At 42.7% G+C, this 16,446-nt stretch carries 8 protein-coding genes; 3 read left to right on the top strand and 5 right to left on the bottom strand.

The window, feature by feature from the left end:
- The 3 genes from F6K52_RS16320 to F6K52_RS16310 form a co-directional block, all read left to right on the top strand.
- Positions 1-3,891 (top strand): amino acid adenylation domain-containing protein (locus F6K52_RS16320; protein ID WP_293079378.1); only part of this gene is annotated, 3,891 nt, incomplete at its 5' end.
- Positions 3,888-9,833: an aminotransferase class V-fold PLP-dependent enzyme gene (locus F6K52_RS16315; RefSeq protein ID WP_293079376.1), complete on the top strand. Its 5,946-nt coding sequence runs from the start codon at positions 3,888-3,890 to the stop codon at positions 9,831-9,833. The genes F6K52_RS16320 and F6K52_RS16315, both read left to right, overlap by 4 nt.
- Positions 9,834-10,084: 251 nt before the next feature.
- Positions 10,085-11,023 carry an alpha/beta hydrolase gene (locus tag F6K52_RS16310; protein WP_293079374.1) on the top strand — a complete coding sequence of 313 codons (939 nt, stop codon included), beginning with the start codon at positions 10,085-10,087 and terminating at the stop codon, positions 11,021-11,023.
- 238 nt (positions 11,024-11,261) lie between these two features.
- Here the strand turns inward: F6K52_RS16310 and F6K52_RS16305 are convergent, their stop codons facing one another.
- From F6K52_RS16305 to F6K52_RS16285, 5 genes are all read right to left on the bottom strand, one after another.
- The gene (locus F6K52_RS16305) at positions 11,262-11,993 is read right to left on the bottom strand and encodes an FkbM family methyltransferase (RefSeq protein WP_293079372.1); all 732 of its coding nucleotides are present in this window, start codon (positions 11,991-11,993) and stop codon (positions 11,262-11,264) included.
- 4 nt (positions 11,994-11,997) lie between these two features.
- The gene (locus F6K52_RS16300; RefSeq protein WP_293079370.1) at positions 11,998-14,112 is read right to left on the bottom strand and encodes a nucleotide-binding protein; all 2,115 of its coding nucleotides are present in this window, start codon (positions 14,110-14,112) and stop codon (positions 11,998-12,000) included.
- Between the two features lie 34 nt (positions 14,113-14,146).
- Positions 14,147-14,344, bottom strand: a complete 198-nt coding sequence (locus tag F6K52_RS16295) for a hypothetical protein (protein ID WP_293079368.1) — start codon at positions 14,342-14,344, stop codon at positions 14,147-14,149.
- A 248-nt stretch (positions 14,345-14,592) separates the two neighbouring features.
- Complete coding sequence (locus F6K52_RS16290; RefSeq protein ID WP_293079366.1) at positions 14,593-15,426, bottom strand: PIG-L family deacetylase; 834 nt, start codon at positions 15,424-15,426, stop codon at positions 14,593-14,595.
- Between the two features lie 369 nt (positions 15,427-15,795).
- The coding region (locus F6K52_RS16285; RefSeq protein WP_293079364.1) for a glycosyltransferase family 4 protein at positions 15,796-16,446 on the bottom strand (651 nt) is incomplete at its 5' end.

Genomic DNA, 16,446 nt, shown 5'->3' with positions numbered 1-16,446 from the left:
TATTGGAAGCAAAAGCTCCTTGACTTACCTCAACTACAACTACCCACAGACCATCCCCGACCCCCAGTTCAAACTTTTAATGGAGCAGGTATACCGATAAACATACCAGCAGCACTAACATCAAAAGTTAAAGAACTGACCCAAAAGCAGGGAACCACCCTATTTATGACCCTGTTAGCAGTATTCAAAGTATTGTTGTCTCGTTACAGCGGTCAAGAGAGTATAGCAGTAGGTTCGCCCATAGCCAACCGCAACCGCAGAGAAATAGAAGGGTTGATAGGTTTCTTTGTCAACTCCCTAGTCATGTACACAGACCTGGGAGGAGACCCTAGTTTCCAAGAGGTATTAAATAGAGTCAAACAAACAGCCCTAGAAGCTTATGGTCACCAAGACATACCCTTTGAGAAATTGGTAGAACAGTTGCAACCAGAACGTACTCTATCCCAAAACCCCTTATTTCAGGTAGCGTTTGCGGTGCAGCAGAGTGAAATACTCAAACCATCCTTCAGCTTGCCTAACTTAGAAGTGGGTTGGTACGAAGGAGCTGGAGTTGAGATGACAGTGCGGATGGATTTAGAGTTACATCTGTGGCCAGTAGGAGAAGAAATCAAAGGATTTTGTGCCTATAACCGAGACTTGTTTGAGGCCGAAACAATTAGTCGGATGCTGTCACATTATCAAAACTTGCTATCAGCAGCAGTAGAGAATCCAGAGCAACCTATTAGCAAGTTACCATTGATTACAGAGGCAGAGTTAGACCAAATCCTGGTGGAATGGAACAACACGAAAACAGATTACCCAAAAGACAAATGTATCCATCAGCTATTTGAGGAACAAGTAGAGAAAACACCAGATGCAATAGCAGTAGTATTTGAACAGCAAAAGCTGACCTATTGTCAATTAAATAGAAAAGCCAATCAACTCGCCCATTACTTGCAAAAATTGGGAGTAGTTCCAGAAACCCTAGTGGGAATATGTGTAGAGCGTTCATTAGAAATGGTAGTAGGTTTATTAGCCATACTCAAAGCCGGAGGAGCTTATGTGCCATTAGACCCGGCCTATCCCCAAGAACGCCTAGAATATATGTTCGCTGACTCCCAAGTGTCAGTGTTACTAACTCAAGAACAATTATTAGCTCAACTCCCCCAACATCAAGCCCAAGTAGTTTTTCTAGATAGAGATTGGGAAAAAATAGCAACTGAAACACCAGAAAAAGTAGAGAGTGAAGTCAGCCCCCAAAATTTAGCTTATGTAATTTATACATCAGGTTCCACAGGTAAACCGAAAGGAGTATTGTTAGAACACAAGGGACTGTGTAATCTGGCTACAGTTCAAATGCAAGGGTTTCAAGTCAACTCAAACAGCAGAGTCATTCAGTTCGCCTCATTAAGTTTCGATGCCTCCATCTGGGAAATAGTCATGGCTTTAGGTTCAGGGGCCAGTTTGTACATGGGTAGCCGAGATACCTTAATGCCTGGAACTGGTTTGAGTCAGTGGTTACGAGAGAACAAAATCACCCATATCACGATACCCCCCTCAGCTCTAGCAGTGATGCCAAAAGAGGAATTACCAGATTTAAAGACCATAGTTGTAGCAGGAGAAGCTTGTCCACCGGAGCTAATATCCCACTGGTCTGTGGGGCGACAATTTGTCAACGCCTATGGACCAACAGAATCAACAGTATGTGCCACAATGGCCGAATGCTCACCAGAGTGTTCTGTGCCACCCATAGGTCGCCCGATCAGCAATACTCAAATCTACATCCTAGACAGAAATTTACAACCAGTCCCCATAGGAGTATCTGGTGAAATTTATATAGGTAGTGTTGGTTTAGCTCGTGGGTATCTCAACCGAGAGGATTTAACCAATCAGAGATTTATCCCCAACCCCTTTGACAACTCAAAAGTCACCCCCTCCCTTACCCCCAGTCAAAAGTCAAAATTATATAAGACGGGGGATTTAGGCCGTTATCTAGGTGATGGGAATATAGAATTTATTGGGCGGATAGACCACCAAGTCAAAGTCCGAGGATACCGGATAGAAACTGGAGAAATAGAAGCAACCTTAACTCAACATCCCAGTGTCAAACAAACAGTAGTAGTAGCCAGGGAAGATAACTCAGATGCTCAACGTCTAGTAGCATATATAGTACCTGAAATTCAAAGCAGCATCACATCGCACCCAGAACTATCAAACACTCAAATCAACAGTTGGCAAAACCTATTTAACCAACAAATTGATGAACAGAAGAATAAAGTAACCGATCCATTATTCAATATCTCAGGTTGGAGTAGCAGCTATGACAACCAATCCTTACCAGAAGAGCAAATGCGAATTTGGGCAGGGGATATTGTAGCTCAAGTATTAGCACATAAACCGAAAAAAGTATGTGAAATAGGTTGTGGAACAGGGTTGCTACTATTTCAAATCGCCCCCCACACACAAGCCTATCATGGCATTGATATATCTAGGATTTCACTAGAGTATATCCAACAACAAATACTCCAGGAACCAGAGAAATATGCTCATATCAATCTAGCACAAAAAAGAGCAGATGAGATAGGTGACATAGCAGCTCAAAACTTCGATGTAGTGCTATTAAACTCGGTAATTCAATATTTTCCGAATGTAGAGTATTTGTTACAAATAATATCTGAGGCAATTCGGATAGTCAAACCAGGAGGAATAATTATCCTGGGAGATGTCCGGAGTTTGCCATTAATGAAAGCATTTCAGAGTTCGGTGCAGTTGTATCAAGCTACTCCATCACTGTCGCTACAACAAATCAAGGCCAAGATAGACAGAAAAATGGAGCAGGAGACCGAGTTGTTAGTGTCACCAGAGTTGTTTGTCGCCCTGAAAGAAAAACATCCAGAAATAACTCATGTACAGATACGTTTACAGAGGGGAACAGAACACAATGAACTGAACAAATATCGTTATAGCGTACTGTTGCATATAGATGCACAGCCAGCATCAGTAATCACACCGACTGTAGAAAGTGGAGCGGATATGAGTTATGAGGATATCAAAGCATATCTGCAACAAAAGCAACCAGAATCAATTTGCTTTAGTGGTTTAGTGAATCAGAGAGTGGCCAAGGATGTAGATTTAGTAGAGTTGCTATCACAGCCAAAAGCAAAAGAGAATGTACAGCAGTTGAGGCAGAGGTTAGAGTCAAAGGGAGTCAAAACTATAGACCCAGAAAGTTTATATGAACTGAGTTCGGATTTAGGATATAGTTTAGAGTTGTGTTGGTCAGGTCAGGGAAGTCCCCAATTGATGGATGGGGTATTTGTCAGCAGTGAGTTAGCCAAAGAAGGGGTAGTGTTAACACCCTTGACTCAAAAATCGGTGGTAGCAGGTAACTGGGAGAATTATGGGAATAATCCCTTGAGTTCCCATTTCAGAAAGGAACTGATACCGCAGTTGAGAGAGTATCTACAGTCGCAGTTGCCAGAGTATATGGTGCCATCGGGGTTGATGGTGTTGTCGCAACTGCCTCTGACTCCTAACGGTAAGGTAGACCGTAAGGCATTGCCTGAACTGGATGTGGCCAGTAGTATGTCAACGGAGTATGTAGCTCCCCAGACGGAAACACAGAAGGTATTAGCAGAGATTTGGGCAGAAGTGTTGGGTATAGAAAAGGTGGGAATACATGATAACTTCTTTGATTTGGGTGGCCATTCTTTGATGGCAACTCAGGTTGTGTCTCGGGTGCGAGACATTTTTAAGGTGGATGTACCCCTAACTAAGTTGTTTGAAATTCCTACTGTGGATCAATTAAGTGTTCAGCTTGAGACGATAGGTAACAATAGCAACTTATCCCTAGCAAAACGCCTACAAACTGCTTCTAATAATCAAGAAAAACGGGAGGAAATCGAACTATGAAAATATTAGAAAAATTTTTAGACGATTTGGCTAATCAAGATGTAAAATTATGGGTTGAAGATGGGCGCTTGCGCTGTAATGCTCCAGAGGGAGTTTTGACATCAGATATCCGCACTCAACTAAGCGATCATAAGCAAGAAATTATTAATTTTTTAAAACAAGGTAATTTATATACAAACTACCAGCAGTTTGAAATCAAGCCTATTGAGCGAAACGACAACCCCCCACCATTATCCTATGCACAACAAAGGCTATGGTTTATAGAAAAAATGGCCTTGAGTAGCAACGCCTACAATATGCTATTAACCCTACATTTAGTAGGAAAACTAGACTATGTAGCCCTACAAAAAAGTCTCAACCAAATCATCGCTCGCCATGAAACCCTCAGAACCACCTTCAGTGAAATCAACGGCACACCAGTACAAATAATTCAACCCCCCTTTGAATTAGAACTACCCATAATTGACCTAAGTGGGTTAACACCATCAGAAGCTACCACCAAACTCCAACAACTACTCCAACAAGAAAATGAACTTTCATTCAATCTGGAAGTAGACCCCCCCATACGGGCTCAGTTGTTTCAACTAGGAACAACAGAACACATACTGCAAATAACATTACATCACATAGCTTCCGATGGCTGGTCAATGATAGTTTTAGCCAAAGAACTCTCGGCTATTTACACTGCTACACTGGAAGACCAACCATCCCCATTACCCCCACTACCAATACAATATGCCGACTTTGCAGTTTGGCAAAAGAACTACTTACAAGGTGAAACCCTAGAAACCCAACTCAATTATTGGAAGCAAAAGCTCCTTGACTTACCTCAACTACAACTACCCACAGACCATCCCCGACCCCCAGTTCAAACTTTTAATGGAGCAGGTATACCGATAAACATACCAGCAGCACTAACATCAAAAGTTAAAGAACTGACCCAAAAGCAGGGAACCACCCTATTTATGACCCTGTTAGCAGTATTCAAAGTATTGCTGTCTCGTTACAGTGGTCAAGAAAGTGTAGCAGTAGGAACACCGATAGCCAACCGCAACCGCAGAGAAATAGAAGGGTTGATAGGTTTCTTTGTCAACTCCCTAGTTATGTACACAGACCTGGGAGGGGAACCTAGTTTTACAGAAGTATTAAAGCGAGTTAAACAAACAGCCCTAGAAGCTTATGGTCACCAAGACATACCCTTTGAGAAGTTAGTAGAACAGTTGCAGCCAGAACGGTCTCTATCGCAAAACCCCTTATTTCAGGTGGTGTTTGCCGTTCAGCAGAGTGAATACATGAAACCATCCTTTAGCTTACCTAACTTGGAAGTAGGTTGGTATGAAGGGGTAGGAGCTGAGATGACAGTGCGGATGGACTTAGAGTTACATCTGTGGCTAGAAGGAGAAGAAATCAAAGGATTCTGTGCCTATAACCGAGACTTGTTTGAGGTCGAAACTATTAGTCGCATGGTGTCACATTATCAAAACTTACTATCAGCAGCAGTAGAGACTCCAGAGCAACCTGTGAGCCAGTTGCCATTAATGACAGAGCCAGAGCTAGACCAAATCCTGGTGGAGTGGAACAACACGAAAACAGATTACCCAAAAGACAAATGTATCCATCAGTTATTTGAGGAGCAGGTAGAGAAAACCCCAGATGCAGTAGCAGTAGTATTTGAGGGCGAACAATTAACATATCAACAGTTGAACCAACAAGCAAATCAACTAGCGCACTATTTACGATCATTTAAAGTCGGTCCGGGTGTACTGGTGGGAATTTCTGTTGAGCCGTCTCTGGAGCAGGTGGTTAGTTTGTTGAGCGTACTCAAAGCAGGTGGTGTCTATGTACCCTTAGATCCGAACTATCCACAAGAACGATTGGCATTCATGCAGGAAGATTCCAAGGTACAGGTAGTATTGACCCAGGAACCTATACTCGAAAAGATTTCCCTTCAACACTCTCGTATAGTCTGTCTGGATAGAGATCGGGATGTAATTGGCCGGGAAAACAGTGAAAATCTGGCTTGTCACACAACACCAGATGACCTGGCATACGCTATCTATACATCTGGTTCTACTGGAAAACCCAAAGCTGTTCTCGGTCGTATTCGCAGCACTGTCAATCGCTTACATTGGATGTGGGAAATGCTGCCATTTGCAGCTGATGAAATTTGTTGTCAGAAAACCTCAATCAATTTTGTCGATCATGTTGCGGAAATATTTTCTCCCCTGCTCAAAGGAATTCCACTGGTGATCGTTAAAGATGACATAAGGGGCGATGTTCCCCAGCTAATGAATTTGTTGAGGGATAGAAAAATAACTAGAATTGTTCTCGTGCCATCCCTGCTAAAAGCGATGTTAGAATATGGGTCAGAACAATTCACACAACTTCGATATCTCAAATATGTCTTCTGCAGTGGTGAAACCTTGCCGCTTAATTTAGCTCAGGCATTTCAGCAGAAAATTAGCTCTGCCAGATTATTTAATCTCTACGGTTCTTCAGAAGTCGCTGCTGACGTTACATGCTTTGAAGTCAATCTGTGGCAGACGCGCCAAAAAATACTGCAATATTTTAAGCCACAAGTTATTCATAATTTTAACGACAATCAGGTTCCTGGGTTAGATCAAAAGCCTTTTACGAAACCAGGTGTGAGTACTGAAACCCTCGCTCCTAAGTTTCAACGGAGCGAATTGCCCTTGTATCCATTAAAAGTTGAGGACTACTACGATAAACTTTCTCAGGAGGTGCTTCCCTATGTAATTGACACTGGGTCCCCCACATTCATTGGGCATATGACATCCGCTTTGCCTGATTTTATGCACGATATGAGCAAGTTAATTTCGCGATTGAACCAGAATTTGGTTAAAATTGAGACATCAAAATCTTTGATATTCTTAGAGCGAGAAGCGCTCGCAATATTACACCGTCTTGTTTATAACTTTGCGGATGAGTTTTATCAAGAGAATATTCAGCAGAAAAATCGCAATCTAGGTATTGTAACAACTGGTGGAACAACAGCCAATATCAGTGCTTTATTGTGTGCACGAAATCGTGGATTGTTAAGTAAAGAAAACTCCCTGGAATTATCTAATGAAAGCATTTATGAGGTTTTAAGTAAGAAGGGTTATCAAGATATTGTTATCATTGGTTCTCGGCTAATGCATTACTCTATCAATAAAGCAACTTCAATCTTAGGTATGGGAACAAAAAATGTTGTCTATATTGATAGTAGTAGTGATGGCCAGCTAGATCTTGACCTGCTGGTAGAAAACATCCGTGAATGTAGGAACAAAGATATGTATGTTCTGGCAATTGTAGGTATCGCCGGAACAACAGAAACTGGTGAAATAGATCCGTTAGTTGAAATGGGCAATATTGCTCAGGAATTCGGTATTCATTTTCATGTAGATGCTGCTTGGGGTGGCGCGACAATATTTTCCGAAAGGCATAAAGGGAAATTGAAAGGAATTGAAAAAGCTGATACAATAACAATTTGTGGGCACAAACAGTTATACCTTCCCCAGGGTATTAGTGTATGTTTGTTTAAAGATCCGCAAATGTTAAACTTTGCTGAAACTACAGCTCGCTACCAGGCTCAACGAGATACATTTGATGTGGGACGATTCACGATTGAGGGTTCGCGATCGGCACTATCATTATGCTTACATGGGTCACTTCATATTATTGGTAAAAGAGGATACGAAATACTGATTGATGATGGCATAGAAAAGGCGCAGTATTTCTCCAGACTTATTCAAATGTTGGAACCATTTGAACTCATAATGGAACCGGCATTGAATATTGTTAATTACCGATATATCCCAGCGGATTTAAGATCGAAAGTTAAACAAAAATCTTTAACTGATAGTGAGATTGAAAGGATAAATCAACTAAATACACAAATACAAAAGGAACAATTTGAACGGGGGATGACTTTTGTATCTAAGACTACATTGATAGATACTAGCCACGATCGAGGCAAGGAAATAGTTGTATTTCGGACTGTTTTGTCTAATCCGAATACAACAACTGCAGATTTACACAGTGTCCTTGAGGATCAACTGAGAATCGCCAATCAAATTGAAACCAGTGAAACCAGAAGTAAGCATAAACTTATTGACCTCAGTGTTCCAGATGCGGTTGCCATGCAAGAAATGATATATTTGCACCAGGGGGACGATCCAAAAGCAAATATGGAAGAAGCTCTAGAAGAATATTTGAAAAAAAATACGATTCCAATAGGAAAACCGATTTCAAACACGCAAATTTACATCCTGGACAAGTATGGTAATCTTCTGCCACCAGGTATTACAGGTGAGCTATATGTAGGAGGAGAGGGAATAGCCCAAGGGTATCTGAGTCAGCCCGAGTTAACGCAGGAAAAGTTTATCCTCAACCCGTTTACGAAGGACAAGAAAAGTAAAAATACAGAAGCCAACAGATTGTATAAAACTGGGGATCTAGCCCGATGGCTGCCGGATGGTAATATCGAATTTGTAGGGCGTATCGATAACCAAATAAAACTGCGGGGTTTCCGCATTGAACTAGGAGAAATAGAAGCACTCCTCAACGCTCACTCCCAAATCCAACAAGCTGTTGTAATTGCCAGAGAGGATCAGCCAGGAGATAAACGTTTAGTCGCATACATAGTCAGCGAAGACAACTCCCTCAGTAACAGCGAGTTACATCAGTTTGTGCAACAAAAACTGCCAAACTACATGGTGCCATCTGCCTTTGTCATCTTAGAAGCTTTACCCTTAAACCCTAATGGCAAGGTCGATCGCAAAGCTTTACCAGCACCAGAAGCGAAGTTGGAAGAAAATTTTATCCTACCTCGCGATTCTGTAGAACGTCAACTTGCTCAAATCTGGTCAGAAGTTCTGAATGTCTATCCCATCGGGGTTCAAGACAACTTCTTTGAGCTTGGGGGTCATTCCCTGATTGCTGTCCGTCTTATGTCTCAAATTGAGAAGCAGTTTGGTAAAAATCTCCCCCTAGCTACTATCTTCAAAGGTCAGACAATTGAACAACTTGCAAGTATTCTCCAGGAGTCAACAAATTCTATTTCTTGGTCTTCCCTCGTTCCTATTCAACCTAATGGTAATAAGCGACCTTTCTTCTTAGTACCTGGAGGTGGCGGTAATGTTGTTTATTATTCTTACTTAGCTCGCTATTTAAGTTCAGACCAACCCTTCTATGGTTTGCAAGCTGTTGGTCTTGATGGAGAATCAGAGCCTTATACGCGAATTGAGGACATAGCTGCCCATAATATCCAAGAAATACAATCAATTCAGCCTCAAGGCCCCTATCTGCTGGGTGGTCATTCTTTTGGTGGAAAGGTCGCTTTTGAAATGGCTCAGCAATTACAAAAACAGGGGCAAGAAGTAGCTTTACTCGCAATTCTAGATACTATTCCACCAGAGCCTGAAAACAAGGTACTTAGTCTAGGCTGGAACGATGCGACTTGGATGACCTACATTGGCAAATTCCTTGGATATCTATTTGGGAAAGAATTAAATCTATCCTACGAAATCCTCGAACAACTCACTCCAGACGCTCAATTCAACTACTTATACGAGCAGTTGCAACAAATTAAATTTCTACCACCTGGAGCAGGGATTAATCAACTTAGTGGTTTTGTGAGAGTTTTTAAGGCCAATATTATGTGTTCTTATTTTCCACAGGAAATTTATCCTAACCAAATTACTCTGTTTCGATGTATTGAGCATTATCCAGAAAAGGTTATGGATAGGGAACTTTATGAATCTCTTACTTCTCAAGATTCGAGTATCCCAGACTGGGGATGGAGTCAATTTTCTTCTAGACCAGTAGAGATTTATGAAGTTCCAGGGGACCATATCTCGATGGTGGCAGAACCTCATGTTCAGGTTTTAGCTCAAAAGCTGATGGCCTGCATTGAACAAGCACAAGTGAAAGGCAAATAATCCTGAGGGGGTGACATGCAAGCTAAAATCCTTACTGGGTAATAAGTTCAGCCCATCAGTTACTTAGGGCTTGCTGAAAAAGTATTTGGGTAGGGATAGCTTGAGGCACCCACCCCTAACCCCTCCGAGGAGGGGAAGGCAAGAGGCAATAGTTCCGGAGTGCTCATCCGTGCAAGACAAGCACTGACTAACATAATTGCGCTTGTGAGGGGGAGAATCAGGATTGTCCTCTGATTACAGCAATTCAACTGATGTTTCCTGATTTTCTGCCCTCCAATACCAAGCAGCTAGTTGAGTCTACCTCGATTGACCTTGCTCAAAGTATCCAGCGTCAAGCTATCTCAACTCCCCTGAGCCCCCAGGCGATTGCCACAACTTACGTTAATCAGGGTAAGGGTGGCACGCCGATTCTGTTACTCCATGGCTTCGATAGTTCTGTGCTAGAACTCCGCCGCTTGCTACCACTGCTGGCTCAGGAAAATGAAACTTGGGCAGTGGATTTGTTGGGTTTTGGGTTTACTGATCGCATGGCAGGGACTCCGTTTAGTCCAAATGCGATCGCAACCCATCTCTATTATTTCTGGAAAACCCTGATTAGAACACCAGTCATTGTAGTCGGTGCTTCTATGGGGGGTGCAGCGGCGATTGATTTTACCCTCACTTACCCCCAGGTTGTTAAACAGTTAGTATTAATAGATAGCGCTGGCTGCACCAAGGCTCCCCCGATGGGGAAGTTCTTATTTCCTCCCTTAGGCTACCTAGCGACAGCATTTTTGGCTAATCCCAAGGTAAGGCAAAGTATAAGTAGAAACGCTTACTATGATAAAGGTTTGGCCTCTGAAGATGCCCGAATTTGTGCTGCATTGCACCTAGAAATGCCTGGTTGGAGTCAAGCCTTGATTGCGTTTACCAAAAGTGGTGGTTATGGTGATTTTGGGGATAAGCTGGCTCAGATTAGCCAGCCAACTCTAATTTTATGGGGTGACCATGACCAAATTTTAGGGACTGCTGCTGCTAGTAAGTTTAAGGATGCGATCGGCAAAGCCGCGCCAAAGGCGATGGGCGAAGCCCCGCTTTCAGCGATCGCACAATCTCAATTAATCTGGATTAAAGACTGCGGGCATGTGCCTCACTTGGAACAAGCTCAAGTTACTGCTGAGCATATTTTAGAATTTGCCTATAATTCGTAAGCTATCAGCTAAAGGCCTTTGGCCACGCGTGCGCGTTCAGCTATCAGCTAAAGGCCTTTGGCCACGCGTGCGCGTTCAGCTATCAGCTAAAGGCCTTTGGCCACGCGTGCGCGTTCAGCCATTAGCTTATGCGCTATGGGCACGCTACTTTACGAACAGCTTTTGAATACAATAAGCTGACCACTAACGGCTGACGGCTGACAGCTGACAGCTAAATGCTTACAAAAATATAGCATTTTCAATTTAGATTTGAATACGCGATCGCATGTCCAACATACCAGGGAATATTGGGATAAGCTGGTTCCAGGGGCATGATTTTATATCCTAGAGAGTCAATAAACATCTCAATGGTTTGATTCTTGAGTTTAAAGGAGTCTTGATTCCCATCATCTACTTCATAAATCAGGATGGGCTGATACTCTTTAATAGTTTCAATCATCCCCCTTAAAACATTAATTTCTGCTCCTTCCACATCGATTTTGACAACCGTTGGGGGTTTCAAAGTCTTTTGGGACACCAAATCATCAATAGACACAAGGTCAACTGTCATTTCACCCCTGAGATCTGGAGGTGTACCCGCTGTAGCTAAAGTAGCTCCCCCTGAATGATGGGCTAGCAACAATTCTCCGGTTCCGGTTGATTCAGAAACTGCTTGTGGGAAAACAGTAACATTGGAGAAACTATTAAGCTCCACATTCCGTAGAATAATGTCAGCATTGTTTGGGACTGGCTCAAACGCATAAACGTGTCCAGATGGCCCAACTAGCTTCGCAGCAATAATAGTAAAAAATCCAATATTGGCACCGATATCATAGAAGATATGATCGTGGTTTAAGCAGCTTGCTAAAGCGTTCTGAAGTGGAAGTTCATAGGTACCACGTGCAAAATCAGGATTAGAACCATCCCCATGGAATTTTAGTCCTGCACCTACTCCATTGTTAAGGGTTACCTGTTGATTGCTTAAATTCATTAGTCTAAACCTTTGCTACAAAGTTTTGAAATACACTTCCTGTATCATTTCCCCATTCCCAGTTAGCGACAATCCCAACTCGGTTAATTCTAAGACGCGCCGCATCTGGATAAACATCTGTCAGGGCACGATACAATACTGGTTCATCATTGATGAATATCATGTAATTCATGCCGTCAAAAATCATGCGGAGCCGATGGGAGACACCCCAGGAAATGCGTTTACCGACATTTGTCCAGACAGCATCATATAATTCTTCAAAGCCATTGAGATAGAAAAAGGAAGAAATGGAAGCACCACCGTAACAGTCATCTAACCAGTTATTCATAATGATATAATTGTCAGCATCCTGCCAAAAGATAAATCCTCCACGACCTTTTTCTCCTTGTCCTCGTCTAGTTCCAGGGGGAGTAATGTCTACCTGTAAATCCGCTATTTCTGGCTGATCCCAATCAATGGTGTAGGCAGTGCGACCTGGATTATGATGCTTAGCATCAGCTCGGACTTTGGCTGTACTATTCCCAGTCAGCTCAATTACCCCTAGCCCAATATTCCGATCCCAGACTTTGCTACCACTAGTGGTGGTTTTTCCCATCAAGTCCCCAGCTGCACCAGCAAAATCTTCAGTGATAGCTATTTCGGTACCCTCTACTACCCAAGGGGAGCCCAGGTCGAGTTCGGAAGGAATAGGGATAGTGCGTGGGTGAGCCTCAAAGGAGCGAAAATACAGACTATTATTAGGGTTAATCCCACCAATGCCAACACCGGTAGCGTTTGCCAGGCGGGTATCTGTAAACCACTTGTTAAAGACTAACTGGCCATTGAGATACACGCTGAAGCTCTTACCATCATCCAATATCTGTAAAGAGTTGATCGCTCTTGGCTGTAAATACCATAGATCGCTAACAGCTAAACATTCCCAGCTATCATGGTCTTGAATCATAAGTTGACATTTGTCTGCGTCTGCTAGGAAACTCCAGAATTGGTTTTTATCCTGAACACGCCACACAATGCGGACTCCAGTTATCTGAGTAGAGGTTTGAATTAGCAAATGGATTAGCCCAGAGGGTGTGGGACACTCCAACATAGCGACGCTATCCGGTTGAGTGGCTCTAGCACCATCAGCTGTTAACTCATAACTTCCTTGAGAGACACTCCAAAAACCACCCTTGTCGGCTTCAGCACCATCTAGCAAACCATCACCAATTAGGTCATCTGCTACCTGAGCTGTACCGTACCAGGTGGCGATGTCTGAAATTTGGGCTACATTAGCGCCATAGATTCGCGTATCGACTTGAAAACCATCCTGTCCCAGAATACTTTGGTATACACCAGCATATACTGTTGGATCATCATTGAAAGGATCAATAGCAATGGGACGCATGTTAGGGTAAGCGGCCATACCATGAGCATTAGGAACAGAAGCAGCATAATAGGCGGCTCCCTTTTCCCGCAGAACCACGATGTAATAAACCTGGAGATTTTGTAAGCCCCTAAATGCTGAGAGCAGATACCCCCCCAAGCGAGTCCACAACTCTCCATTTTCTGCCCCAGTGGCATGAACAATAAAGGTATTTCCCTCTGCAGTTGCGTCAATAGGAACTTCCCTGGGGAACCAACCCACTGCCAGATTCTCATCAAGATTTGGCAATTTAAACGATTTGAAATATTTGGAAATTCTGGAGGTACTACGAATCCACCATAGGACCTTTCGCAACATCCTGCTTTTTTCCTGACTGGAAGTCCAACGCAGAAGTCGTTTAGCCGGTTTATCTGTCTCAGGACCAATCATCCACCGATGGAGTCGTTGTGTTAGGGGCTCAATCCTTTCGGTCTGGGATGTATTATGACCATTGCTCAGAAACACTCCAAAGGCGAGTCCATTGGTACGGGTGTACGGACCATAAGCAATGCCCTGTCTGCCCCACGCAGGTTTTAGCAGAGGCTGGAGACGTAATGCGCCATTGTCAATCCCAATCAGCTTTTCGACATCTATACCCTTACGAACTGCACCACTGGGAGTTTTAGTACCAATGGTTTTACCTGCACAACAGTTGTCTGAGAATGTGTCTGTGAAGGATTTGTTTCCTAAATTTTTTGGTGGATTTAATTGTTGCATGTTGTTACTTCTTTATATAGTGTTTTTAATTGGGTTAATTACACAATTTTTGTATTTTAGGGAACAGGGAACAGCGATGCAGCGCGGTCTTGGGGAGCCAGTGCGGTCTTGGGGGTTCCCCCCATGACCGCACTGGCGTGGTTTCCCCCATGAGCGACTGCATCAAGACGGGAACAGGGAACAGGGAACAGGGAACAGGGAACAGGGAACAGGGAACAGGGAACAGTAACAAAAGCCTGTGTAGCTCATAAGTATGGAAAACACTATAGCGTTTTCAAATAATCTGTGAAACTAGGATTGAGTGAACTTATCACTTTCCTACTCCCTATCCAATTGAGCAGATAAACAAAAAATAAAATGGATATATGATGCCCCATATATCCAGAACTGATATGACTGATAAAAATCTTGAACACTCTTGTTACTTATGATTTCATAATTATATTGAATGAAGTTGCCAGATTGGCTAATTTATCGCTACTATTCAGAATTATGAGTCAAACTATATCGACGAAATAATTCATATTTTTGAAAAAAGCAGTCTAAAAAATCTCCGTCTGACACATCTCTCAGGGTTAGCCAGCGTGGATGATTAATGAGTTGTTTCATTTGAGATTGATGTTGGTCTAGGGCAGTACGTTTGATATCAAAAACATCACCAATATAGACAGATAATCTAAAATCATTCAGTAAGCGAAACCCTGACATTATGGTTTTTTTAAAAAAGGAGACCAGGTTTGGTTTACTCCCTTCCACCCTTGTCCAAGGCCAGTGATTCCAGAACCATATAGGATACTCATAAACTGTCACATCAAATTTAATTGTTTTGAGTGCAGCTACGACAATTTCATTGGTAGCATTATGGTCAGATACCCCATCATTGTAGTAGGGAACAAAAATTTCTTCAGGAAGATAGTTAAGAATAATTTTGGCGACGTTTTGGATAGCCAAATTTCTGGTTTTATCTAATGTTCCATCTTTGAATTCCAGAAAGCTGACATCATGCTGTTGCAGACCAAGTTGTTGAGCGGCTGCCAAGGCTTCATTAGCACGTATTGATTTTACTTGATTTGCTGGAATCAGATGAGCATGAGATTGACATCCATCTGTCATAAAAACAATTTTTATATCGGCTCCGGCTTGCTTTTTACGGATAATTGTTCCACCACAGCCCAGGGTTTCATCATCCTGATGGGGGGAAAAAATAATCGCTGAGCGTCTTAGATTATTTCTGTCATACTCAACTCTGGTTCTATGGATTAGAAAACGATAAAACTGGCGTACCAGAGTTTGTAAGGATAATTTATTGTTCATTTTTAACTTGTCATTTGTCACTATTCTCTGTTCTGAAGTTCAATACTTCTGCCTTTTACTTTCGTAAGCATATGCGCTACGCGCAGGCTACGCCAACAGCCGTCAGCCGTCAGCCGTGAGCTTTTAGCTCACGCGTGCGCGTTCAGCTTTCCATAACAGAGATTAAACGAATGCTTAGCTGTTGTTTTGATGCAGTCGCTCATGGGGTAAACCCCCTGTTCCCTTGCTGCATCGCTTATTCAAAAGCTGTTCGGTGTAGCGTGCCCTATGTCCATAAGCACATCAAGTAGCGTGCCCTATGCCCATAAGCTGATAGCTGTTCGCGTAGCGTGGCCAAAGGCCTTTAGCTGATAGCTGATAGCTTACCTTTCAAAGAATAGTCTTGTACTGCGTAAGTAAATCATCAACAACTTTCTCGAAAGAAAATAGTTCAACTGCTCGCTGATGTCCAGCTTGTCCCATGGATGTTCTAAGTTCTTGGTCAGAAAGAAGTTGCAAGATGGCGTCTGCTAAAGCATCAGCATTACTCCGTTCAACCAGCAGACCTGTCTTACCATCTTCCACAATCTCGGGAAAAGCACCAGCTTGGGTAGCAATAACGGGAAGACCTGCAACCATAGCTTCGACAATTGGCATCCCAAATGCTTCGTGACATACTGACGGAAATACAAAAATGTCTGCCTGCTGATAATAATTGACTAACTTAGATTGAGGAAGGGAGCCAGTGAAGGATACTTGGCTGGCTAGATCAGCACCAAAGTGATCATTCAATTCAGACAGGTATCGTCTCACGTAACCTGTCCAACTTTCATCACCGTAGAATGACGCTAACTCTGCCACTTTAGAGTCATCACTTAATCCCACAAGATAGTCGTAGGGTAATGCACCTACAGGACCAACGAGATCAAGTTTGGTTTGAGGGCAGCGCTGGAGCACTTTTTTAAAAGCCTCTAATAAGACATGGGATCCTTTTTCTGGAGATACTCTACCCACGTATCGTGTTACTATCCTTTGATACCG

Source organism: Moorena sp. SIO3H5, from assembly GCF_010692395.1.
In the GTDB taxonomy this organism is placed as follows: Bacteria; Cyanobacteriota; Cyanobacteriia; order Cyanobacteriales; family Coleofasciculaceae; genus Moorena.
The sequence above is the reverse complement of the archived record's forward strand: the minus strand, read 5'-3'. Positions and strand labels throughout refer to the sequence as shown.